The sequence below is a fragment of the Leisingera sp. G5_S3_59_S7 genome (genome assembly GCF_054968485.1).
Map to the genome: position 1 here is coordinate 1 of NZ_JBQKUH010000041.1, position 16,118 is coordinate 16,118.

The 16,118-nt window shown below is 64.9% G+C and carries 18 protein-coding genes; 11 read left to right on the top strand and 7 right to left on the bottom strand.

Features of this window, described 5'->3' with window-relative positions:
• Positions 1-22 precede the first annotated feature (22 nt).
• Positions 23-1,075 (bottom strand): tRNA 2-selenouridine(34) synthase MnmH, encoded by a 1,053-nt coding sequence (gene mnmH, locus ACTRWG_RS16410; RefSeq protein WP_027237998.1) that lies wholly within the window; start codon positions 1,073-1,075, stop codon positions 23-25.
• Positions 1,076-1,238: 163 nt separating this feature from the next.
• On the opposite strand from mnmH, the gene ACTRWG_RS16415 reads away from it, so the two are divergent.
• On the top strand, positions 1,239-1,730 hold the full coding sequence (locus ACTRWG_RS16415; protein ID WP_027237999.1) for a MarR family winged helix-turn-helix transcriptional regulator: 492 nt from the start codon (positions 1,239-1,241) through the stop codon (positions 1,728-1,730).
• 4 nt (positions 1,731-1,734) lie between these two features.
• Here ACTRWG_RS16415 and ACTRWG_RS16420 read toward each other — a convergent pair whose 3' ends face one another.
• Positions 1,735-2,424: an SOS response-associated peptidase gene (locus ACTRWG_RS16420; RefSeq protein ID WP_435659781.1), complete on the bottom strand. Its 690-nt coding sequence runs from the start codon at positions 2,422-2,424 to the stop codon at positions 1,735-1,737.
• Between the two features lie 90 nt (positions 2,425-2,514).
• On the opposite strand from ACTRWG_RS16420, the gene ACTRWG_RS16425 reads away from it, so the two are divergent.
• Positions 2,515-4,263: a tetratricopeptide repeat-containing sulfotransferase family protein gene (locus ACTRWG_RS16425; RefSeq protein WP_462829606.1), complete on the top strand. Its 1,749-nt coding sequence runs from the start codon at positions 2,515-2,517 to the stop codon at positions 4,261-4,263.
• Positions 4,264-4,269: 6 nt separating this feature from the next.
• On the opposite strand, the gene ACTRWG_RS16430 is transcribed toward ACTRWG_RS16425, so the two are convergent.
• Both ACTRWG_RS16430 and ACTRWG_RS16435 read right to left on the bottom strand, forming a co-directional pair.
• Positions 4,270-4,578, bottom strand: coding sequence for a DnaJ family domain-containing protein (locus ACTRWG_RS16430; RefSeq protein WP_462829607.1), 309 nt, complete (start codon positions 4,576-4,578; stop codon positions 4,270-4,272).
• A gap of 163 nt (positions 4,579-4,741) precedes the next feature.
• Complete coding sequence (locus ACTRWG_RS16435; protein WP_462829608.1) at positions 4,742-6,322, bottom strand: bifunctional metallophosphatase/5'-nucleotidase; 1,581 nt, start codon at positions 6,320-6,322, stop codon at positions 4,742-4,744.
• Between the two features lie 162 nt (positions 6,323-6,484).
• On the opposite strand from ACTRWG_RS16435, the gene ACTRWG_RS16440 reads away from it, so the two are divergent.
• The 3 genes from ACTRWG_RS16440 to arsC are packed head-to-tail and all read left to right on the top strand — an operon-like array spanning position 6,485 to position 8,216.
• Positions 6,485-6,823, top strand: a complete 339-nt coding sequence (locus tag ACTRWG_RS16440; protein ID WP_462829609.1) for a DUF952 domain-containing protein — start codon at positions 6,485-6,487, stop codon at positions 6,821-6,823.
• Entirely contained in the window at positions 6,820-7,878 is a 1,059-nt protein-coding gene (locus tag ACTRWG_RS16445; protein ID WP_462829611.1) for a quinone-dependent dihydroorotate dehydrogenase, read from the top strand. Before ACTRWG_RS16440 ends, ACTRWG_RS16445 begins: the two co-directional genes overlap by 4 nt.
• A complete protein-coding gene (gene arsC, locus ACTRWG_RS16450) occupies positions 7,875-8,216 on the top strand; it encodes an arsenate reductase (glutaredoxin) (RefSeq protein ID WP_027238006.1) in 342 nt (113 codons plus the stop codon). The genes ACTRWG_RS16445 and arsC overlap by 4 nt, the downstream gene beginning before the upstream one ends.
• Positions 8,217-8,327: 111 nt before the next feature.
• Here arsC and ACTRWG_RS16455 read toward each other — a convergent pair whose 3' ends face one another.
• Genes ACTRWG_RS16455 through ACTRWG_RS16465 form a run of 3 tightly spaced genes read right to left on the bottom strand, consistent with a single transcriptional unit; the run spans position 8,328 to position 10,589 of the window.
• On the bottom strand, positions 8,328-9,647 hold the full coding sequence (locus ACTRWG_RS16455) for an MATE family efflux transporter (RefSeq protein ID WP_027238007.1): 1,320 nt from the start codon (positions 9,645-9,647) through the stop codon (positions 8,328-8,330).
• A 4-nt stretch (positions 9,648-9,651) separates the two neighbouring features.
• Positions 9,652-10,170: a PaaI family thioesterase gene (locus ACTRWG_RS16460; RefSeq protein WP_027238008.1), complete on the bottom strand. Its 519-nt coding sequence runs from the start codon at positions 10,168-10,170 to the stop codon at positions 9,652-9,654.
• A complete protein-coding gene (locus tag ACTRWG_RS16465; protein WP_027238009.1) occupies positions 10,167-10,589 on the bottom strand; it encodes a PaaI family thioesterase in 423 nt (140 codons plus the stop codon). The genes ACTRWG_RS16460 and ACTRWG_RS16465 overlap by 4 nt, the downstream gene beginning before the upstream one ends.
• Before the next feature lie 124 nt (positions 10,590-10,713).
• Between ACTRWG_RS16465 and ACTRWG_RS16470 the strand changes: the two genes are divergently transcribed.
• The 6 genes from ACTRWG_RS16470 to ACTRWG_RS16495 all read left to right on the top strand — a co-directional run bounded on the left by ACTRWG_RS16470 (position 10,714) and on the right by ACTRWG_RS16495 (position 16,111).
• Complete coding sequence (locus tag ACTRWG_RS16470) at positions 10,714-11,082, top strand: MerR family transcriptional regulator (protein ID WP_027238010.1); 369 nt, start codon at positions 10,714-10,716, stop codon at positions 11,080-11,082.
• Positions 11,083-11,482: 400 nt separating this feature from the next.
• Positions 11,483-11,884 carry a MerR family transcriptional regulator gene (locus tag ACTRWG_RS16475; RefSeq protein ID WP_027238011.1) on the top strand — a complete coding sequence of 134 codons (402 nt, stop codon included), beginning with the start codon at positions 11,483-11,485 and terminating at the stop codon, positions 11,882-11,884.
• A 73-nt stretch (positions 11,885-11,957) separates the two neighbouring features.
• The gene (locus ACTRWG_RS16480; protein ID WP_462829612.1) at positions 11,958-13,739 is read left to right on the top strand and encodes an acyl-CoA dehydrogenase C-terminal domain-containing protein; all 1,782 of its coding nucleotides are present in this window, start codon (positions 11,958-11,960) and stop codon (positions 13,737-13,739) included.
• Between the two features lie 73 nt (positions 13,740-13,812).
• Positions 13,813-14,025: a hypothetical protein gene (locus ACTRWG_RS16485; RefSeq protein ID WP_027238013.1), complete on the top strand. Its 213-nt coding sequence runs from the start codon at positions 13,813-13,815 to the stop codon at positions 14,023-14,025.
• A 26-nt stretch (positions 14,026-14,051) separates the two neighbouring features.
• Positions 14,052-15,200 carry an acyl-CoA dehydrogenase family protein gene (locus tag ACTRWG_RS16490; RefSeq protein ID WP_462829613.1) on the top strand — a complete coding sequence of 383 codons (1,149 nt, stop codon included), beginning with the start codon at positions 14,052-14,054 and terminating at the stop codon, positions 15,198-15,200.
• 278 nt (positions 15,201-15,478) lie between these two features.
• Positions 15,479-16,111, top strand: a complete 633-nt coding sequence (locus ACTRWG_RS16495; protein WP_027238015.1) for a glutathione S-transferase family protein — start codon at positions 15,479-15,481, stop codon at positions 16,109-16,111.
• The last annotated feature ends 7 nt before the right edge of the window (positions 16,112-16,118 follow it).

Here is a 16,118-nt window from a genome sequence, read left to right on the forward strand (position 1 = left end):
CGACGGGCGGGAGAACCGCCGGTCAGACGCGTGCCATGATCTCCGCAACCTGCGCCGCGGCCGCCTGCAGTCCGGACTCGTCCAGCGCATCAGCCTCCACCGTGGCAGCCACCTCCGCCCCGATCGCGGTCCGGGACTTGCGGTAGGCGGGATCGTAATGCTCCAGCATCAGCGCTTCAGTCAAAGCAGCCTTGTCCCCCGCCTCGATGCTGGCAAACCAGCCGTCCACCACAGCGCCGGAGCGATGGGCGCGCAACGGGCCCAGCTTCTCGCGCAGCCGCGCTGCGTCCGACAGGATGTCGTCATAGGCCGCCGCCAGATAGCGGCAGCGCGCCGCCACCGGCACCTGCAGCTCGATGCGGGGGGCCTGCTTCATGGCGTCCCAGACCGCCGGCGGGATGATCCGCTGGCCGATCTTGTTCGACTCGGCCTCCACCAGCACCGGGCGGGCGGGGTCCAGCCGCATCAGCGCCCCAGACACAGCGGATTCAAACCCCTTCTGCGACGGCTGCGGCGTCGGCATCTCGCCGAGAAGGGAGCCGCGGTGATTGGCCAGCCCCTCCAGATCCAGCACCTGCACCCCCAGCTGCGCCGCGCGGTTCAGCACCTCGGTCTTTGCCGATCCGGTATAACCGTCCAGCGCCACCAGCCGGTGCGGCAGAACGGTCTCGTACATCGCCTTGTGCACCAGGCGGCGGTAAGTCTGGTAACCGCCCTCCACCACCTCGGCACGCCAGCCGATCTGCTGCAGCATCCAGGTGAAGGACCCGGACCGCTGGCCGCCGCGCCAGCAATAGACCAGCGGCTTCCAGCCGCCCTCATGGTGGCTCAGGCTTTGTTCGATATGGTTGGCGGCATTGCGGAACACCAGCGCCGCCCCCAGCTTGCGCGCCCTAAAGGGGCTGTCCTGCACATAGATGGTGCCGACCTCGGCGCGTTCCTCGTTGTTCAGCACCGGCAGGCTGATGGCGCCCGGCACGTGGTCTTCGGCAAATTCCGCCGGGCTGCGCACGTCGATCACGGTGTCGAACCCGTGGCCGTAAAACTCTTGCAGGGATGTGAATGTCAGCGCCATGCCTTTGCTGTACCCCGCCCCCTGCGCAAGGAAAAGCCGCAAACGGCCCTCCTGCGGCAATAATACTTGCGCGCACTGCGCGCGGGGCAGTAAGGCAAACGAAGCGAACAGACCAGCCCGGGCAGAAGGCCCGGCGGCGCCACAGCGGCAAGGACCAGGACCGATGGACACCGACCCTTTGGACATACACGCTCTGCCCGGCCACCTGATCCGGCGGCTGCACCAGATCTCCGTCGCCCAGTTCATGGAGCGGATGGCTGATGAGGGGGTGGATCTGACCCCGGTGCAGTTTTCCGCCCTGGCCGCCATCCGGCGCCATCCCGGCATCGACCAGGCCTCAGTCGCGGGGCTGATCGCCTATGACCGCGCCACCCTGGGCAAGGTGGTGGACCGGCTGGCGGACAAGGGCCTGGTGGCGCGCCGTGTTTCCGCTGCGGATCGCCGCGCCCGCGAAGTCAGCCTGACCCGCGACGGTGAGGAGCTGCTGGACCGGATCCTGCCGGTTGTTCAAGCCGCCCAGCCCGCGATCTTCACCGGCCTCACCGAGGCGGAGCGGGAAATCTTTGTGGCCCTGCTGCGCAAAGCAACCCTCGCCGCCAATGAGCTGAGCCGGGCGCCGCAGCGCGACCTGCCCGGCAGCCAGGCGGCCGAATAAGCGCTCAGATCAGGCGGCCGCGCGGGGTATCGCCGTCCTCAAACGGCTCGATCAGCTCAGGCCCCCCGGCCCGGTTTGAGTTCACCGCCGGATCAACCCGGTGATAGTCCAGAATACCCTCTGCCCCCGGCTGCATCAGCGCTGCGGCGCCGCGACCCTCCTCACCCAGCCACTTGCCCCAGTTCTGCGGCTCCAGGATCAGCGGCATCCGGTGATGGATCGCCGACAGCCCCTCGTTTGCCGCGGTGGTGACGATGGCACAGGTCTTGACCGGATCGTCCGATCCCCAGCTTTGCCAGACCGCTGCGAACGCTATCGGCGCACCATCGCTGCGGTGGATGTACCAAGGCAGCCGTGCGCCGTTCTCCGCCTTGGTCCATTCATAAAAACCGGTGGCCGGGATCAGGCAGCGCCGCTCCCGGGCTGCAGCGGCAAAGGCGGGCTTTTCCGCAATCGTCTCGGCCCGCGCATTGATCAGCAGCGGCCCGGCGGTTTCCGCCTTGTACCAATGCGGCAGAAACCCCCAGCGCATCGCAACCAGCTGCCGCCCCGCCTCGCCCGCCTGCACCGCATGCACAGCGTTGGTCGGGCAAACATTGAAGTTCGGCACCCGGGGCAGATCGTTGGCGGGCTGCGCCGCAAACAGCTGCGCCATTGCATCCGTGGGCAGGGTTATGGCAAATCGTCCGCACATGCTGATTTCTAACCCAGGCCGCGGCGCGGATGCAAAGCCTCCCTGGCCCACCGGTTTTCAGCCGCCCCGACAGGATGATAGATAGGCCTCATGACTCTTCAGAACGATCTCCAGTCCGCCCTGGGCTTTCTCAACCAGGGCAAGTTCAAGCAGGCGCTGAAGCAGTCCAAGGGCGGCATGAAGCGGCACAAGAGCCACCCGGATTTTCCCAATATCGCCGGCATCTCCCTGTCGGGCCTGGGCAAGCACCGCGATGCCGTCCCGTATTTCAAGAAGGCCCTGGCGCTGGCGCCCGGCTTTCACGACGCGCGCAAGAACCTGGCGCAGACCCTGCTGTTCCTGCAGCAAGGCGAACAGGCGATGAAGCTGCTGGAGCGGGTGCTGAAGGATCAGCCCGGCGATCAGGCGGCGCTGTATCTGCAGGCGCAGGCGCATCTGGTGATGAATGCGCCCGAGGCCGCGATCGAGACCGCCACCGCAGCACTGGCCCGCGATCCGCGCCAGCCGCGGATGCTGCGGCTGCGCGCCACCGCCTGGAACACGCTCGGCGATGAAAAGGCCACGCTGGCGGACTATCAGGCGGCGCTCAAGGTGAACCCGCATGACGCCGACGCCCTGCAGAGCGCCAGCCTGCTGCTGGCCCGCCTGATGCGGCAGGACGAGGCCACCGAAGCCGCGCAGAAGGCCGTTGCGTTTGCCCCGCAGAACATCGAGGCCCGCAGGCGCCTGGCCAGCCAGCTGATTTCCAACGGAGACGCTGCCGCCGCCCGCGGCCACTGCCTCGCGATCCTGGAGCTGGACCCCAAGGACACCCAGGTGCTGGAAATGCTGGCCCGGATCAGCAGCCGCGAGCAGAACGCCGAGCTGCTGCCCGTCGCGCAAAAGGCGCTGAAGGCCGCCGCCCCCCGCTCGCTCGACCGTGCCAACGTCAGCTTTGCCCTGGCCCGGATTGCCGATCAGGCAGGCGACAAGGACGCCTTTGCCGCCCATAATGACGAGGCCAACGCCTGCATGGCGGCGCAGAACCCCTATGACTATGAGGAAAGCGAACGCCAGTTCAGCCGGATCATGGCCGCCTTCCCGGCGGAGATCACCCCGGCGGACACCGCGCCCGAGGGCCCGCGCCCGATCTATGTCGTGGGGATGCCGCGCTCCGGCACCACACTGACGGAGACCGTGATCGGCCTGCACCCCGATGTATTCCCGCTGGGCGAGCGCGGCGTGCCGGCCTTCCTGCTGCACCCCTTTATCGACAAGGATCAGGACTTCACCCCCGAAGCCGCCCGCAATTTCGTGACGGAAGACATCAGCCGCCTGCCGGAAATGCCCGAGGGCACAGCGGCCTATGTCGACAAGATGCCCGACAACTACCGCCTCTTGGGCCATCTTCGGACGGCTTACCGGGATGCACGGTTTGTTCATCTTTGCCGCGACCCGCGCGATGTGGCGCTGTCGATCTGGCGCGGCTATTTCTCCGGCAGCTCGCTGACCTATGCCTATGACCTCAAGGCGATGGCGCACCGGTTCAACCTCTACGGCCGGCTGATGCAGCACTGGCGGCAGGTGATGCCGGGGCGGATCTATGATTTGCGTTATGAGAGCTTCGTTACGGATATTGAGGGCGAAAGCCGCAAGCTGGCGGACTTCTGCGGTCTGGAGTGGGTCGAGGACATGGCCCACCCGGAACGCCACGAAGGCCAGGTACTGACGCTGTCAAACACCCAGGTCCGCCAGACGGCGCACACGCGCTCAATCGGCAAATGGGAGAAATACGCCAATGTTCTGGCGCCCTTCATCGACGGGCTGGACCCGGAAATCTGGCCGGAAATCAAAGGGTAACAGGGTCTACTTGGTGTAGGTCTTGCGCGCGATCTCGATCCGCGCGTCCATCATCGACATCTCTTTCAGAATCTCCTGCCGGCGGCTGCGGTCGCCGGTCTCGCGCAGCTCCGCCCGCAAGCGCTGCAGCTCACGCGACAGGCTCACGAACTCCGGCACCCCGCCGCTTTCGCGCACCAGGCGGTTGACCAGTTCATTCTCCGGGTCCTCGCATTTGGGCAGCGGCCTGCCGGCGCCTTGCAGATTGTCAAAGGCGCCGTCCTTCTCGGCGGCTTCGATGCGGGCATTGATAAGTTCGATCAGCGGGTGGTCCATGGCCCGCATTCTGCCACGCGTGCCGGCCTTGGAAAAGCCCCCGCCAGCCCGTTAACCAAGCGCCGGCGAAGGTTGCTATTCCCTGAAAATAATGCGGCAGCCCTCCTGCCCGAATGTTTCGCGCGCGAAACATTCGGTCCGGTCCGGACCTAAATACCGAGGCTTATTTCACCCGTGAAATCCGCCCGTCGGTATAAGGCGTATAGGGCCCTTGCGCCGCCAGATACTCTGCCAGCACATCCGCCAGATCCGGGCCGAAGTCGTAGGCGTTCTTGTCGTCGCCCTCGAACATCGCATAGCCATCACCGCCGTTGCGGACGTAGTCATTGGTCACCACCACATAAGTCTTGGCCGGATCAATGGGCACAAAACCCTCGCCCTCTGCCACCATCACCTCGGTGACCCGGCCTTCGTTCGGCGCGGCAGAACTGTCCCAGCTGAATTTCAGCCCCGCCACCTGCGGGAAGCGGCCCTTGACATCCTCCACCTGGCTGACGCCGTTCTCCAGCGCCGCGACCAGCGTCTTGCCGTCGATCTGGAATGTCGACAGCGTGTTCTGGAACGGCAGAATGGTCAGCACCTCGCCCATGCTGACCTCCCCCGCATCCAGACTGGAGCGGATGCCGCCGGAGTTCGCAATGGCGATGGTCACGCCCTGATCCTTCACCCTGTCGAGCATGGCATCAGCCACCAGATTGCCCATCTGGCACTCCTGCACCCGGCAGACATCGCGGCTGCCCTCGACCGGCTCCGAGGTCTCCGCCACCACCTTGTTGCGGATCTCATCCAGCGGCTGGGCCAGTTCGGCGATCCGGTCCAACGTGGCTGCATCCTCGCTGACGGCGGCATCCATGATCAGCGGCTCGCCCTCGGCGCTGACGACATTGCCCGCATCGTCAAATGTCACGCTCAGTTCACCCAGGAACTTGCCATAGGCATAGGCCTGCACGATCTGCACCCCGTTCACAACAGTCGGGTACGGCCCCGCGGCCTTCTCAGACGTGTTGGAGAGGTAGGTATTCGAGTGCCCGCCCACGATCACATCGACGCCTGTGGTCTCCGCCGCCACCCGCTGGTCCACACCATAGCCGGAGTGGCTGAGCACCACGATCTTGTTCACCCCTTCGGCGGTCAGCCGGTCCACTTCCGCCTGCACCGCCGCCACCGGGTCGGAGAAATGCACGTTCTTGCCGGGGCTTGCCAGCTCATGCGTATCCTCCGGCGTCAGACCGATGAGGCCGATCTTCTCACCGCCCTGCTCAATCACCGTGGATTTCTTCAGCACATCCGCCAGCGCCGGTTCAGCAGACACATCGGCATTCGACATCAAGATCGGAAAGCCCACCGCATCCATGAACCCGCGCAGCACCTCCGGGCCGTCGTCGAACTCATGGTTGCCGACGGTCATCCCGTCATAGCCCAGATGGTTCATGAACTCCGCCGCGGCCTTGCCCTTGTAATAGGTATAGAACAGCGAGCCCTGGAACTGGTCGCCGCCATCCACCAGGATCGCATTCTCCGCCCGCGCCCGCGCGTCCGCAATCGCCGTCACCAGCCGCGCGGTGCCGCCAAAGCACTTCCCCTCGGCCTGATCCTCCGCATCGCAGGTGCTGTCGTATTTGTTGATCGGCTCAAACCGTGAATGGAAGTCGTTGGTGTGCAGGATGGTCAGCCTGTACTCCGCCGCAGACGCGCCGGCAGTCAGGGCCAGGGCTGCAACCGATGTGAGAATGCGTGCAATCATGAGGAGCGCTCCCGTTGTTCTGTTTTGACCAAGCCTGCGCCCAAACACCGCTTCGGTCAAAGGGGAAAAGCCGCCACCCGCCCTCTCCTGACGTCATCTTTGCACGGCCGCATACGGCCAATCCCCCTTGATTCCTTTGCAAACGCAGGGCATCAGGCGCTCATGCTGATTTACAAGATTTTCCGGGCGGACGAATGGGCCGCACTGCAGGCCGCGGGCGAGACCAGCGGCGCGCCGATTGATGTTGCGGACGGCTACGTCCATTTCTCCACCGCTACCCAGGCGGCGGAAACCGCGGCCAAGCATTTCGCTGGTGCCGAGGGGCTGACCCTGCTGGCCTGCGATGCCGATGCGATGGGCGATGACCTGAAGTGGGAGGTGTCCCGCGGCGGCGCCGAGTTCCCGCACCTTTACCGCAACATCCGCACGACGGACGTGGTCTGGGCCAAGCCGCTGCCGCTTGTTGAGGGCACCCATAAGTTCCCTGAGGAGATGGCATGAAGCTGACCGAAAAGCTGGCCCTGGCCGCAATGCACCGAATTGATCCGGAGGCCGCGCACGGGCTGTCGATCAAGGCGCTGACCATGGGGCTGACCCCGGCCCCCGGCCCGGTCACTTCGGCGCGGCTGAGGACCACGCTGGCGGGCATTGATCTGCCGAACCCGGTGGGCCTCGCCGCAGGCTATGACAAAAACGCCGAGGCGCTGGTTCCGCTGGCGAAGTCCGGCTTTGGCTTTATCGAGGTTGGCGCCGCCACCCCCCGCCCGCAGCCCGGCAACCCCAAGCCACGCCTGTTCCGTCTGACCGAGGACAAGGCCGCGATCAACCGCTTCGGGTTCAACAACGAGGGCATGGAGGCGATTGGCATGCGCCTCTCCCAGCGGCCGCGGGATGCGGTGATCGGCCTCAATCTGGGTGCCAACAAGGACAGCGCCGACCGCGCCGCGGATTTTGCCAAGGTGCTGGCCCATTGCGGCGCGCATCTGGACTTTGCCACGGTCAATGTCTCCTCCCCCAACACCGAGAAGCTGCGCGACCTGCAGGGCAAGGCGGCTTTGTCGGCGCTGCTGGCGGGGGTGATAGAGACCCGCGACAGCCTCAGCCGCCGGGTGCCGGTGTTCCTGAAGATCGCCCCGGATCTGGACCGCGCCGGGATCGAGGACATTGCCGCCGTCGCCGTGGAAACCGGCATCGACGCGGTGATTGCCACCAACACCACCCTGTCCCGCGACGGGCTTCACAGTGAACACAAGGGCGAGGCCGGCGGCCTGTCCGGCGCGCCGCTGTTTGAAAAATCCACCCGGGTTCTGGCGCAGCTGTCGGACCTGCTGGAGGGCCAAGTGCCGCTGGTCGGTGTCGGCGGCATCAGCACGGCGGAACAGGCTTATGCGAAGATCTGCGCCGGGGCCTCAGCCGTGCAGTTCTACACGGCGATGGTCTATGGCGGGTTGTCGCTGGCGGGCGATATTGCCCGCGGGCTGGATGAATTGCTGGCCCGCGACGGTTTTGACAATGTCGCGCAAGCGGTTGGCACGAAACGGAAGGACTGGCTGTGATCACCTATTGGCATAACCCCCGCTGTTCGAAATCCCGCGCCGGTCTGGCGCTGCTGGAAGAGCGCGGCGGTGACGTGCAGGTGCGGCTCTATTTGCAGGACACGCCCTCGGTTGAGGAAATCAAGCAGGTGCAAGCTGCGCTTGGTGTTTCTGCGGTGGAGATGATGCGGACGGGTGAAAAAACCTTCAAAGAGCTGGGTCTGAGCAAGGACAGCCCGGAGGACGACTTGCTGGCGGCGATGGCCGCGCATCCGATCCTGATCGAGCGGCCGATTGCGATCCAGGACGGCAAGGCGGTGATCGGACGCCCGACCGAGGCGATCGAAGCGCTGCTGTAACCGTTTCCCGGCGCGGGAAACTGCCAAAGATCCTGGGAGGATTTTTTGGCGCGAAGCGCCGGTTTTCCGTGCCGGAAAACGAGCCGGAAGTCTTACAGACTTCCGGGCGGCTCAGGTGCCCACCTGCGCCTCCAGCCGCGGATACCGCAATCCCAGCGTCACGCCGCGCGCCACATTCAACACCATCAAAGACGCCCACAGGCCGTGGTTGCCGAACGCTGGCACCAGCACCAGCAGCGCCAGCACGTAGACACCCACCGCCTGCACCATCGCCCGCCGCATCTCGCGGGTCCAGGTGGCACCGATGTAGATTCCGTCGAACATGTAGCTCGCCACGCTCAGCACCGGTGCCAGCACCGCCCACAGCAAGTAGACGCGGCCCGCGTCGCGCACCTCCGGCGCTGTGGCCATCAGGTCGATCACCGCAGGTCCTGCCAAGGCAAACCCCGCCCCCATAAGCACCGCCCCGCCGGTGCTCCATTGCGCGGCAATCACCGCCGCCCGGCGCAGCCTGGCGCGGGCGCGGGCGCCAACCGCACCACCCACCAGCGCTTCGGCGGCAAAGGCAAAGCCGTCCAGGGCAAACGCGGTGACCGACAGGAACTGCAGCAGGATCTGGTTGGCCGCCAGGTTCACGTCACCCACGCCAGAGCTGATGAACAGGAAGGTGGTGAACGACCCCGTCAGCAGCACCGAGCGCACCATGATGTCGCCATTCACCTGCACCATCCGCCTGAGCCGCGCCGCGTCGAACACCCGCGCCCAGTTGCGCCACTGGTCGCCCGCAAACGCATCGCGGCACAGGTACAGCCCCAGCGCCAGCCCGGTCCATTCGGCAATCAGCGTGGCCAGGGCGACACCCTCCACGCCCCAGCCGAGGCCAAGCACAAACCACAGATCCAGCACGATGTTCAGCCCGTTCATCCAGACCTGCAGCAGGAACACGCCGCGGGTGCGCTCGACCGCGATCAGCCAGCCCGTGACGGCATAGAGCGCGATGGTGGCAGGCGCGCCCCAGATGCGGACCTCCAGATAACCGCGGGCAAGGGTTTCGACCTCGGGACTGGCAGGCGCCAGCGCGAAGGCGCCCCAGAACACCGCGGCCTGGGCGATGATGAACAGCGCCCCGGCAGCAAAAGCCAGCAGCAGGCCGCGCATCAGCAGAGCCCCGGTTTCGGCCCAGTCCCCCGCGCCGCGCGCCTGAGCGGCCATCCCGGTGGTGCCCATGCGCAGGAAGCCGAAGATCCAGTAAACCGCCGCCAGGATCGCCGCGCCGATGCCGACCGCGCCAATCGGGGCGGCCTGCCCCATCTGCCCGACCACGCCGGTGTCAACGGCGCCCAGGATGGGGACGGTGGCGTTCGACAGCACAATCGGCAACGCGATTCTAAGCACCCGGGCGTGGGTGATGTCCGTATCCGCGCTGCTCATGACTTCAGCCTTCGCCGCTTGCGTCCTGCGGCATCAGGAAGTGGCCGGTGGCCTGGGCAAACAGCTTGTCCTTGTGGTCCTGCCAGGCCTCCACATGCACCGAGGCATAGCGGCGGCCGGAGCGGTTTACACGTGCCCGTGCATAAGCATCCCGCGGCAGGCCGGAGCGCAGGTAATCGACGGTGAAGTCGATGGTCTTGGGCTGGCGCGGCAGGTTGCCCTTGGCCATCTGTGCCGGGTCCAGGTCGCCGGATTCAATGCGCGGCCAAAGGAAGGACCAGTTGAGGGTGATCATCGAGGTGATCTCAAGAAATGCCGCGGTAACGCCGCCGTGGATGGCCGGCAGGAAGGGGTTGCCGATCAGCTTGTCGTCGAAATTCAGCTGCGCCGTCAGCTCATCGCCGCGGCGGTCGAAGGTCACGTTCAGGAATCGGATGTACGGCACCGAATCCACCAGCGCCGACAGCGCGGCATCGCGGCGCTGCTTGACCACCTGGATCGGTTCGGGACGGGGGCGGCTCAAAACTTCTTCTCCACGGTAAAGGCGCCTGCGGCGGTGGCGACAGGGCGGTCCTGGTCCTCATCCATCGCCACGGCGCGGACAAAGGCGACGGTGCGGGTGATGTGGTGGCAGGTTGCGCGGGTGGTGATCGGCTGGCCGGGCGTGGCGGGCCGCATATAGTCGATGCGCAGGTCGATGGTCGCGGTGCCGCCGGGAGCGGAGGGGTGGCTCATCACCGCTGCGCCGCAGCATGTGTCCATCAGGGCCGACACCGCGCCGCCGTGAATCACCCCGGTGGCCGGGTCGCCGATCAGCTTTTCGTCATAGGCCATGCGGATTTCGGCGGTTCCGTCGCCGATCTCCGTCAGCTTCATGCCCAGTTGCTTGGCATGCGGGATCGCTTCGATGAACTGGCGTGCGAGCTGGGTCTTGTCGGCCATGGGGCTGTCCCTTTGAAATCTCTGCCCTATCTTTGGCTGCGGCCCGGCGAAAGCGCAAGTGTGCCGCCACGGAGGTTGCACTGTTCGCTGCAAGTGCATAGGTTCCCGGCAAGGGAGAAAACGGATGACCGACAACAGATTGTCATTCAAGGAAATGTGCGCAGAGTTCGACGTGACCCCGCGGACGCTTCGCTATTATGAATACATCGAATTGCTGCAGCCGGACCGCGAAGGCCGCTCGCGCTATTACGGCGCGCGGGAGCGCGCCCGGATGAAGCTGATCCTGCGCGGGCGCAAGTTCGGCTTTCAGCTGGAAGAAATCCGCCAGTGGCTGCTGATCTATGAGGAAGAGGGCAACGACGCCCAGAACCATGCCTTTATGGAAATGGCCGACCGCCAGCTGGTGGAGCTGGAAAAGCAGCGCGAACAGATTAATGAAGCCATTGATGAGCTGACCGCCCTGCGGGCCAGCACCAAGGCGCTGCTGAAGTAACGCAGCCAAGTCCGGCGCGGCGCAAACGCCCGCCGGGCCAGCGCATGCCGCCGGCATGGCGCTGCGGCTCGCACTGGCGGCGTTGTTCACGCCAGGCACCTCTCCTTTCTGAATATGCAACCGCATTGCAGCTACGCCCGCCCGGCGGCTCGGGGCGGCGCCTGCGGCGTGTGTCCTGGCCATTGGATTCGCCCCTCGTCCTGCCCCCGTTTGCAGGGGCCAAGGCCGATTCCGCCACCCCCGCACTCCGCAACGCGGCGCCACATAATGTTCGTATTGCGAACTGTTACCGCCCCTAAAAGTGACGCAACGTACAACTTACGTAAACGTAAAGTCAGTCTTGATCGAAAAGCCGGAAGTGCTCAGCTTAGGGCTGCACCAAGCCGTAAGAGTGACGACGATGACCGAAGAAACCATGACCATCCGCGAGATGTGCGAGGCCTTTGACGTGACGCCCCGCACCCTGCGGTTTTACGAAGCCAAGGAACTGCTGTTCCCGATCCGCGACGGCCAGAAGCGGCTGTTCACCAAACGCGACCGCGCCCGCCTGAAGCTGATCCTGCGCGGCAAGCGGTTCGGGTTCAGCCTGGAGGAAATCCGCCAGCTGCTGGATCTGTACCACGTCGGCGACCAGCAGGTGACTCAGCTGACCAAGACCTATGAGATTGCCAAGGACCGGCTCAACGATATGGAGCGCCAGCGCGAAGAGCTGACCGAGGCGATCGAGGACCTGAAAGACCAGCTCGCCTGGGGCGAAAAGATGATCGCCTCGATGCGGGCCCAGAAAAAGGCTGCCGAATAGGCAGCCGCCCTGCCCCACTGCCGGCCTGCCCGGCGCCAAACCAAGTCCAACAAGCCCCCTGAAGAGGACCCTAATGCCTTCTTATACAGCCCCCGCCAAAGACGCCCAGTTTATTCTGCATGATGTCCTGAAGGTCTCTGGCCAGGATATCCCCGGGTACAACGAGCTGGAACCTGAATTCACCGGCGCCGTGCTGGAGGAAGCGGGCAAGATCGCCAGCGCAGTTCTGCACCCGCTGAACGTGGTGGGCGACACCGAAGGCTGCCGCCTGGAAAACGGCGTGGTCTACACGCCCAACGGGTTCAAGGACGCCTTTGAGCAGGTGAAGGAAGGCGGCTGGCCGGGCATCGACATGCCGGAAGAGTTCGGCGGCCAGAACATGCCCTATGTGATCGGCACCGCAGTGGGCGAGTTCTTCTCGGCCGCCAACCAGGCCTTTACCATGTACCAGGGCCTGACCCATGGCGCGGCATCGGCGATCCTGGCGCATGGCACCGACACGCAGAAACACACCTATCTGCCCAAGATGGTGTCCTGCGAGTGGACCGGCACCATGAACCTGACCGAACCGCATTGCGGCACCGACCTGGGCCTGATGCGCACCAAGGCGGAACCGCAGGATGACGGCAGCTTCCGCATCTCGGGGCAGAAGATCTTCATCTCCTCCGGCGATCACGACATGGCGGAAAACATCGTGCACCTGGTGCTGGCCAAGATCCCCGGCGGCCCCGAGGGCATCAAGGGTGTCAGCCTGTTCATCGTGCCCAAGTTCCTGGTGAACGAGGACGGTTCTCTGGGCGAGCGCAACGGCGTCTCGGTCGGCAAGATCGAAGAGAAGATGGGCATCCACGGCAACTCCACCTGCGTGATGAACTATGACGGCGCGGTGGGCTACCTGCTGGGTGAAGAGCACAAGGGCATGCGCGCGATGTTCACCATGATGAACGAGGCGCGTGTGGGCGTCGGCATGCAGGGCCTGGCGCAGGCTGAGGCCGCCTATCAGAACGCTCTGGAATACGCCAAGGACCGCCTGCAGGGCCGCGACGTGACCGGCGCCAAGAACCCGGACGGCCCGGCCGATCCGCTGATCGTGCACCCGGACATCCGCCGCTCGCTGATGGATCAGAAAAGCTTTGCCGAGGGCGCGCGCGCGTTCCTTCTGTGGGGCGCTACCCTGATCGACCAGGCGCACCGCGCGGGCGACAAGGACGCCGACGGCCTGATCTCGCTGATGACGCCTGTGATCAAGGGCTTCCTGACCGATCAGGGCTACGACATGACCGTGCAGGCGCAGCAGGTTTATGGCGGCCACGGCTACATCGAGGAATGGGGCATGTCGCAATACACCCGCGACGCCCGCATCGCGATGATCTACGAGGGTGCCAACGGCGTGCAGGCGCTGGACCTGGTGGGCCGCAAGCTGGGCCAGCACGGCGGCAAATACGTCCTTGCGTTCTTTGATCTGGTGAAGAGCTTCTGCCAGGAAAACAAAGATATTTCCGAGGCATACACCAAGGACTTCATCAAACCCCTGCAGGCGGCTTCCAAGGATCTGCAGGCGGCCGGCATGTTCTTCATGCAGAACGGCATGAAAGATCCCAACCACGCGCTGGCGGGCTCTTATGACTTCATGCACCTGTTCGGCCAGGTCTGCCTGGGCTTGATGTGGGCCAAGATGGGCAAGGCAGCGCAGGAAGCGCTTGACGCGGGGGCCGGTGACGCGGCGTTCTATGAGACGAAACTCGCAACCGGCCGGTACTATATGGCACGGCGGCTGCCCGCGACCAAACTGCACCTGGCCCGCATCGAAAGCGGTGCGGACACGGTGATGGCCCTGGACGCGGACGCCTTCTGATGCCCTTGGGCGCCCCGTCGCGGGGCGCCCGACACAGCCCTGGCCGGTGCCTTGACATGCAAAGGACCGATAGATGCCGAAACGCTTCCGCCTGACCCGCCGCTTCCCCGTCGCGATGACCGAGGACGGCTACCGCAAGCTCAGGAAATTTGCCCAGGAGGCGGGGCTGGACGAGGGAGAAGCGCTGTCATTCCTGTTCGAGCATTTCGACAGTGTGACGGACCAAGAAAACCTGACCCACCGGCTGCGGCTGTTCAACGCCGAGCTGGAGGCGCGCAAAAGATAGGCCCGAACGCGGCCGAGGGGAGAAAAATGACCAGCACGCAGTCCGCCTGGATGACGGAAGAGCACCAGATGCTTGCCGAAATGACGGCCCAGTTCATCACCAATGAATGGGCGCCCAAGTTCGAGACCTGGCGCAAGCAGGGCATGATGGACCGGGAAACCTGGCAGCAGGCCGGTGAACTGGGCCTGCTGTGCCCTTCGGTACCCGAAGAGTTCAGCGGTGCGGGCGGCGATTTCGGCCATGAGGCGGTGATCCTGATGGAAGGCAGCCGGGCCAACCTGGCCAGCTGGGGCCACGGCATCCACTCCGGCATCGTGGCGCATTACATCCTGGCCTATGGTACCGAAGAACAGAAACAGCGCTGGCTGCCGAAGATGGTGACCGGCGAACTGGTCGGCGCGCTGGCGATGACCGAACCTTCGACCGGGTCGGATGTGCAGGCGATCAAGACCAAGGCGGTGAAGGATGGCAACGCCTACCGGCTGTCCGGGCAGAAGACCTTCATCACCAACGGCCAGCACGCCAACCTGATCCTGGTCGCAGCCAAGACCGACCCTGGCGCGGGCGCCAAGGGCGTGTCGCTGGTGGCGGTGGAAACCGACGGCGCCGCGGGCTTCAGCCGCGGCCGCAACCTGGACAAGATCGGCTGCCATGCGGCGGACACCTCGGAGCTGTTCTTCAGCGATGTGGAGATCCCGCCGGAAAACATCCTGGGCGGCGCCGAGGGCCAGGGGTTCTACCAGATGATGCAGCAGCTGCCGCAGGAGCGCCTGATCATCGCCTGCGGTGCGGTCGGCGCGATGGAGGGCGCGGTGGAGCGCACCGTGGCCTACTGCAAGGAGCGCGAGGCCTTTGGCGGCCCGATCCTGCAATTCCAGAACACCCGCTTCAAGCTGGCCGAATGCCTGACCAAGACCAAGGTCGCGCGCGCCTTTCTGGATGAGTGCATCGCCGAACACCTGCAGGGCCGCTTGAGCGTCGAGAAGGCGGCAATGGCCAAATACTGGATCACCGACACCCAGGGCGAAGTGCTGGACGAATGCCTGCAGCTGCATGGCGGCTACGGCTACATGCAGGAATATGCCGTGGGCGAGATGTGGGCCGATGCCCGCGTGCAGCGGATCTATGGCGGCACCAATGAGATCATGAAGGAGCTGATTGCGCGGTCGCTGTAGGCGCAGGGGCCGCGGCGGCGACGGGGGAGGCCGATGATGGATTTTGAGTATTTGGGGAAAGATGAAGCAAAGGCAGTGTCCCTGCCCCCAAGCCTTCGCCAAATGGGCAGGGACGTCTTCACCTTTCACGGCCATCGGCTCTCCAGCCTGTGCCGCAGGACCAAGGTAGCACGCTGCGCGCAGACGCAGGTTAACGCCCCATCATCTTTCCAAAAATACTCCACGGGGGCGCGGGGGTGTGAAACCCCCGCTCCGCCAGCAGACACAGGGAGCAACACATGACAATCAAACTGCATTGCTTCGGCGAAAGCGGCCACTCCTACAAGGCGGCCTTGGCGCTGGAGCTATCGGGCCTGGCCTGGGAGCCGGTGTTTGTCGATTTCTTCAGCGGCGCGCACCGCACTGACGATTACCGCGGCCTCAACGTGATGGCGGAGGCGCCGGTGCTGGTGGACGGGGATGTTCGCCTGTCGCAGTCCGGCGTGATCCAGCAGTACATCAGCGACAAAACCGGAAAGTTCGCAGGCCGCCCCGAGGACAAATACGAGGTTCTGCGCTGGGTCCTGTGGGACAACCACAAACTGTCCAGCCAGGCGGGCATGACCCGGTTCCTGATGCACTTCATCCCCGAGGACAAGCGCCCGCAGGAGGTGATCACCTTCATGCAGGGCCGCCTGAAAGCGGCCTTCAAAACCCTGAACACCCATCTGCAGGGCCGCGAGTGGATCGTGGGCGATGGACTTTCCAACGCCGACCTGACCTGCTGCGGCTACCTGTTTTACCCGGAGCCCTTCGGCTTCGACCGGGCCGACTGGCCCCATATCGACGCCTGGCTGGACCGCATCAGCGCCCTGCCCGGCTGGAAACACCCCTATGACTTGATGCCCGGCAACCCGTCGGACCGGGCCTGAGGAGAGC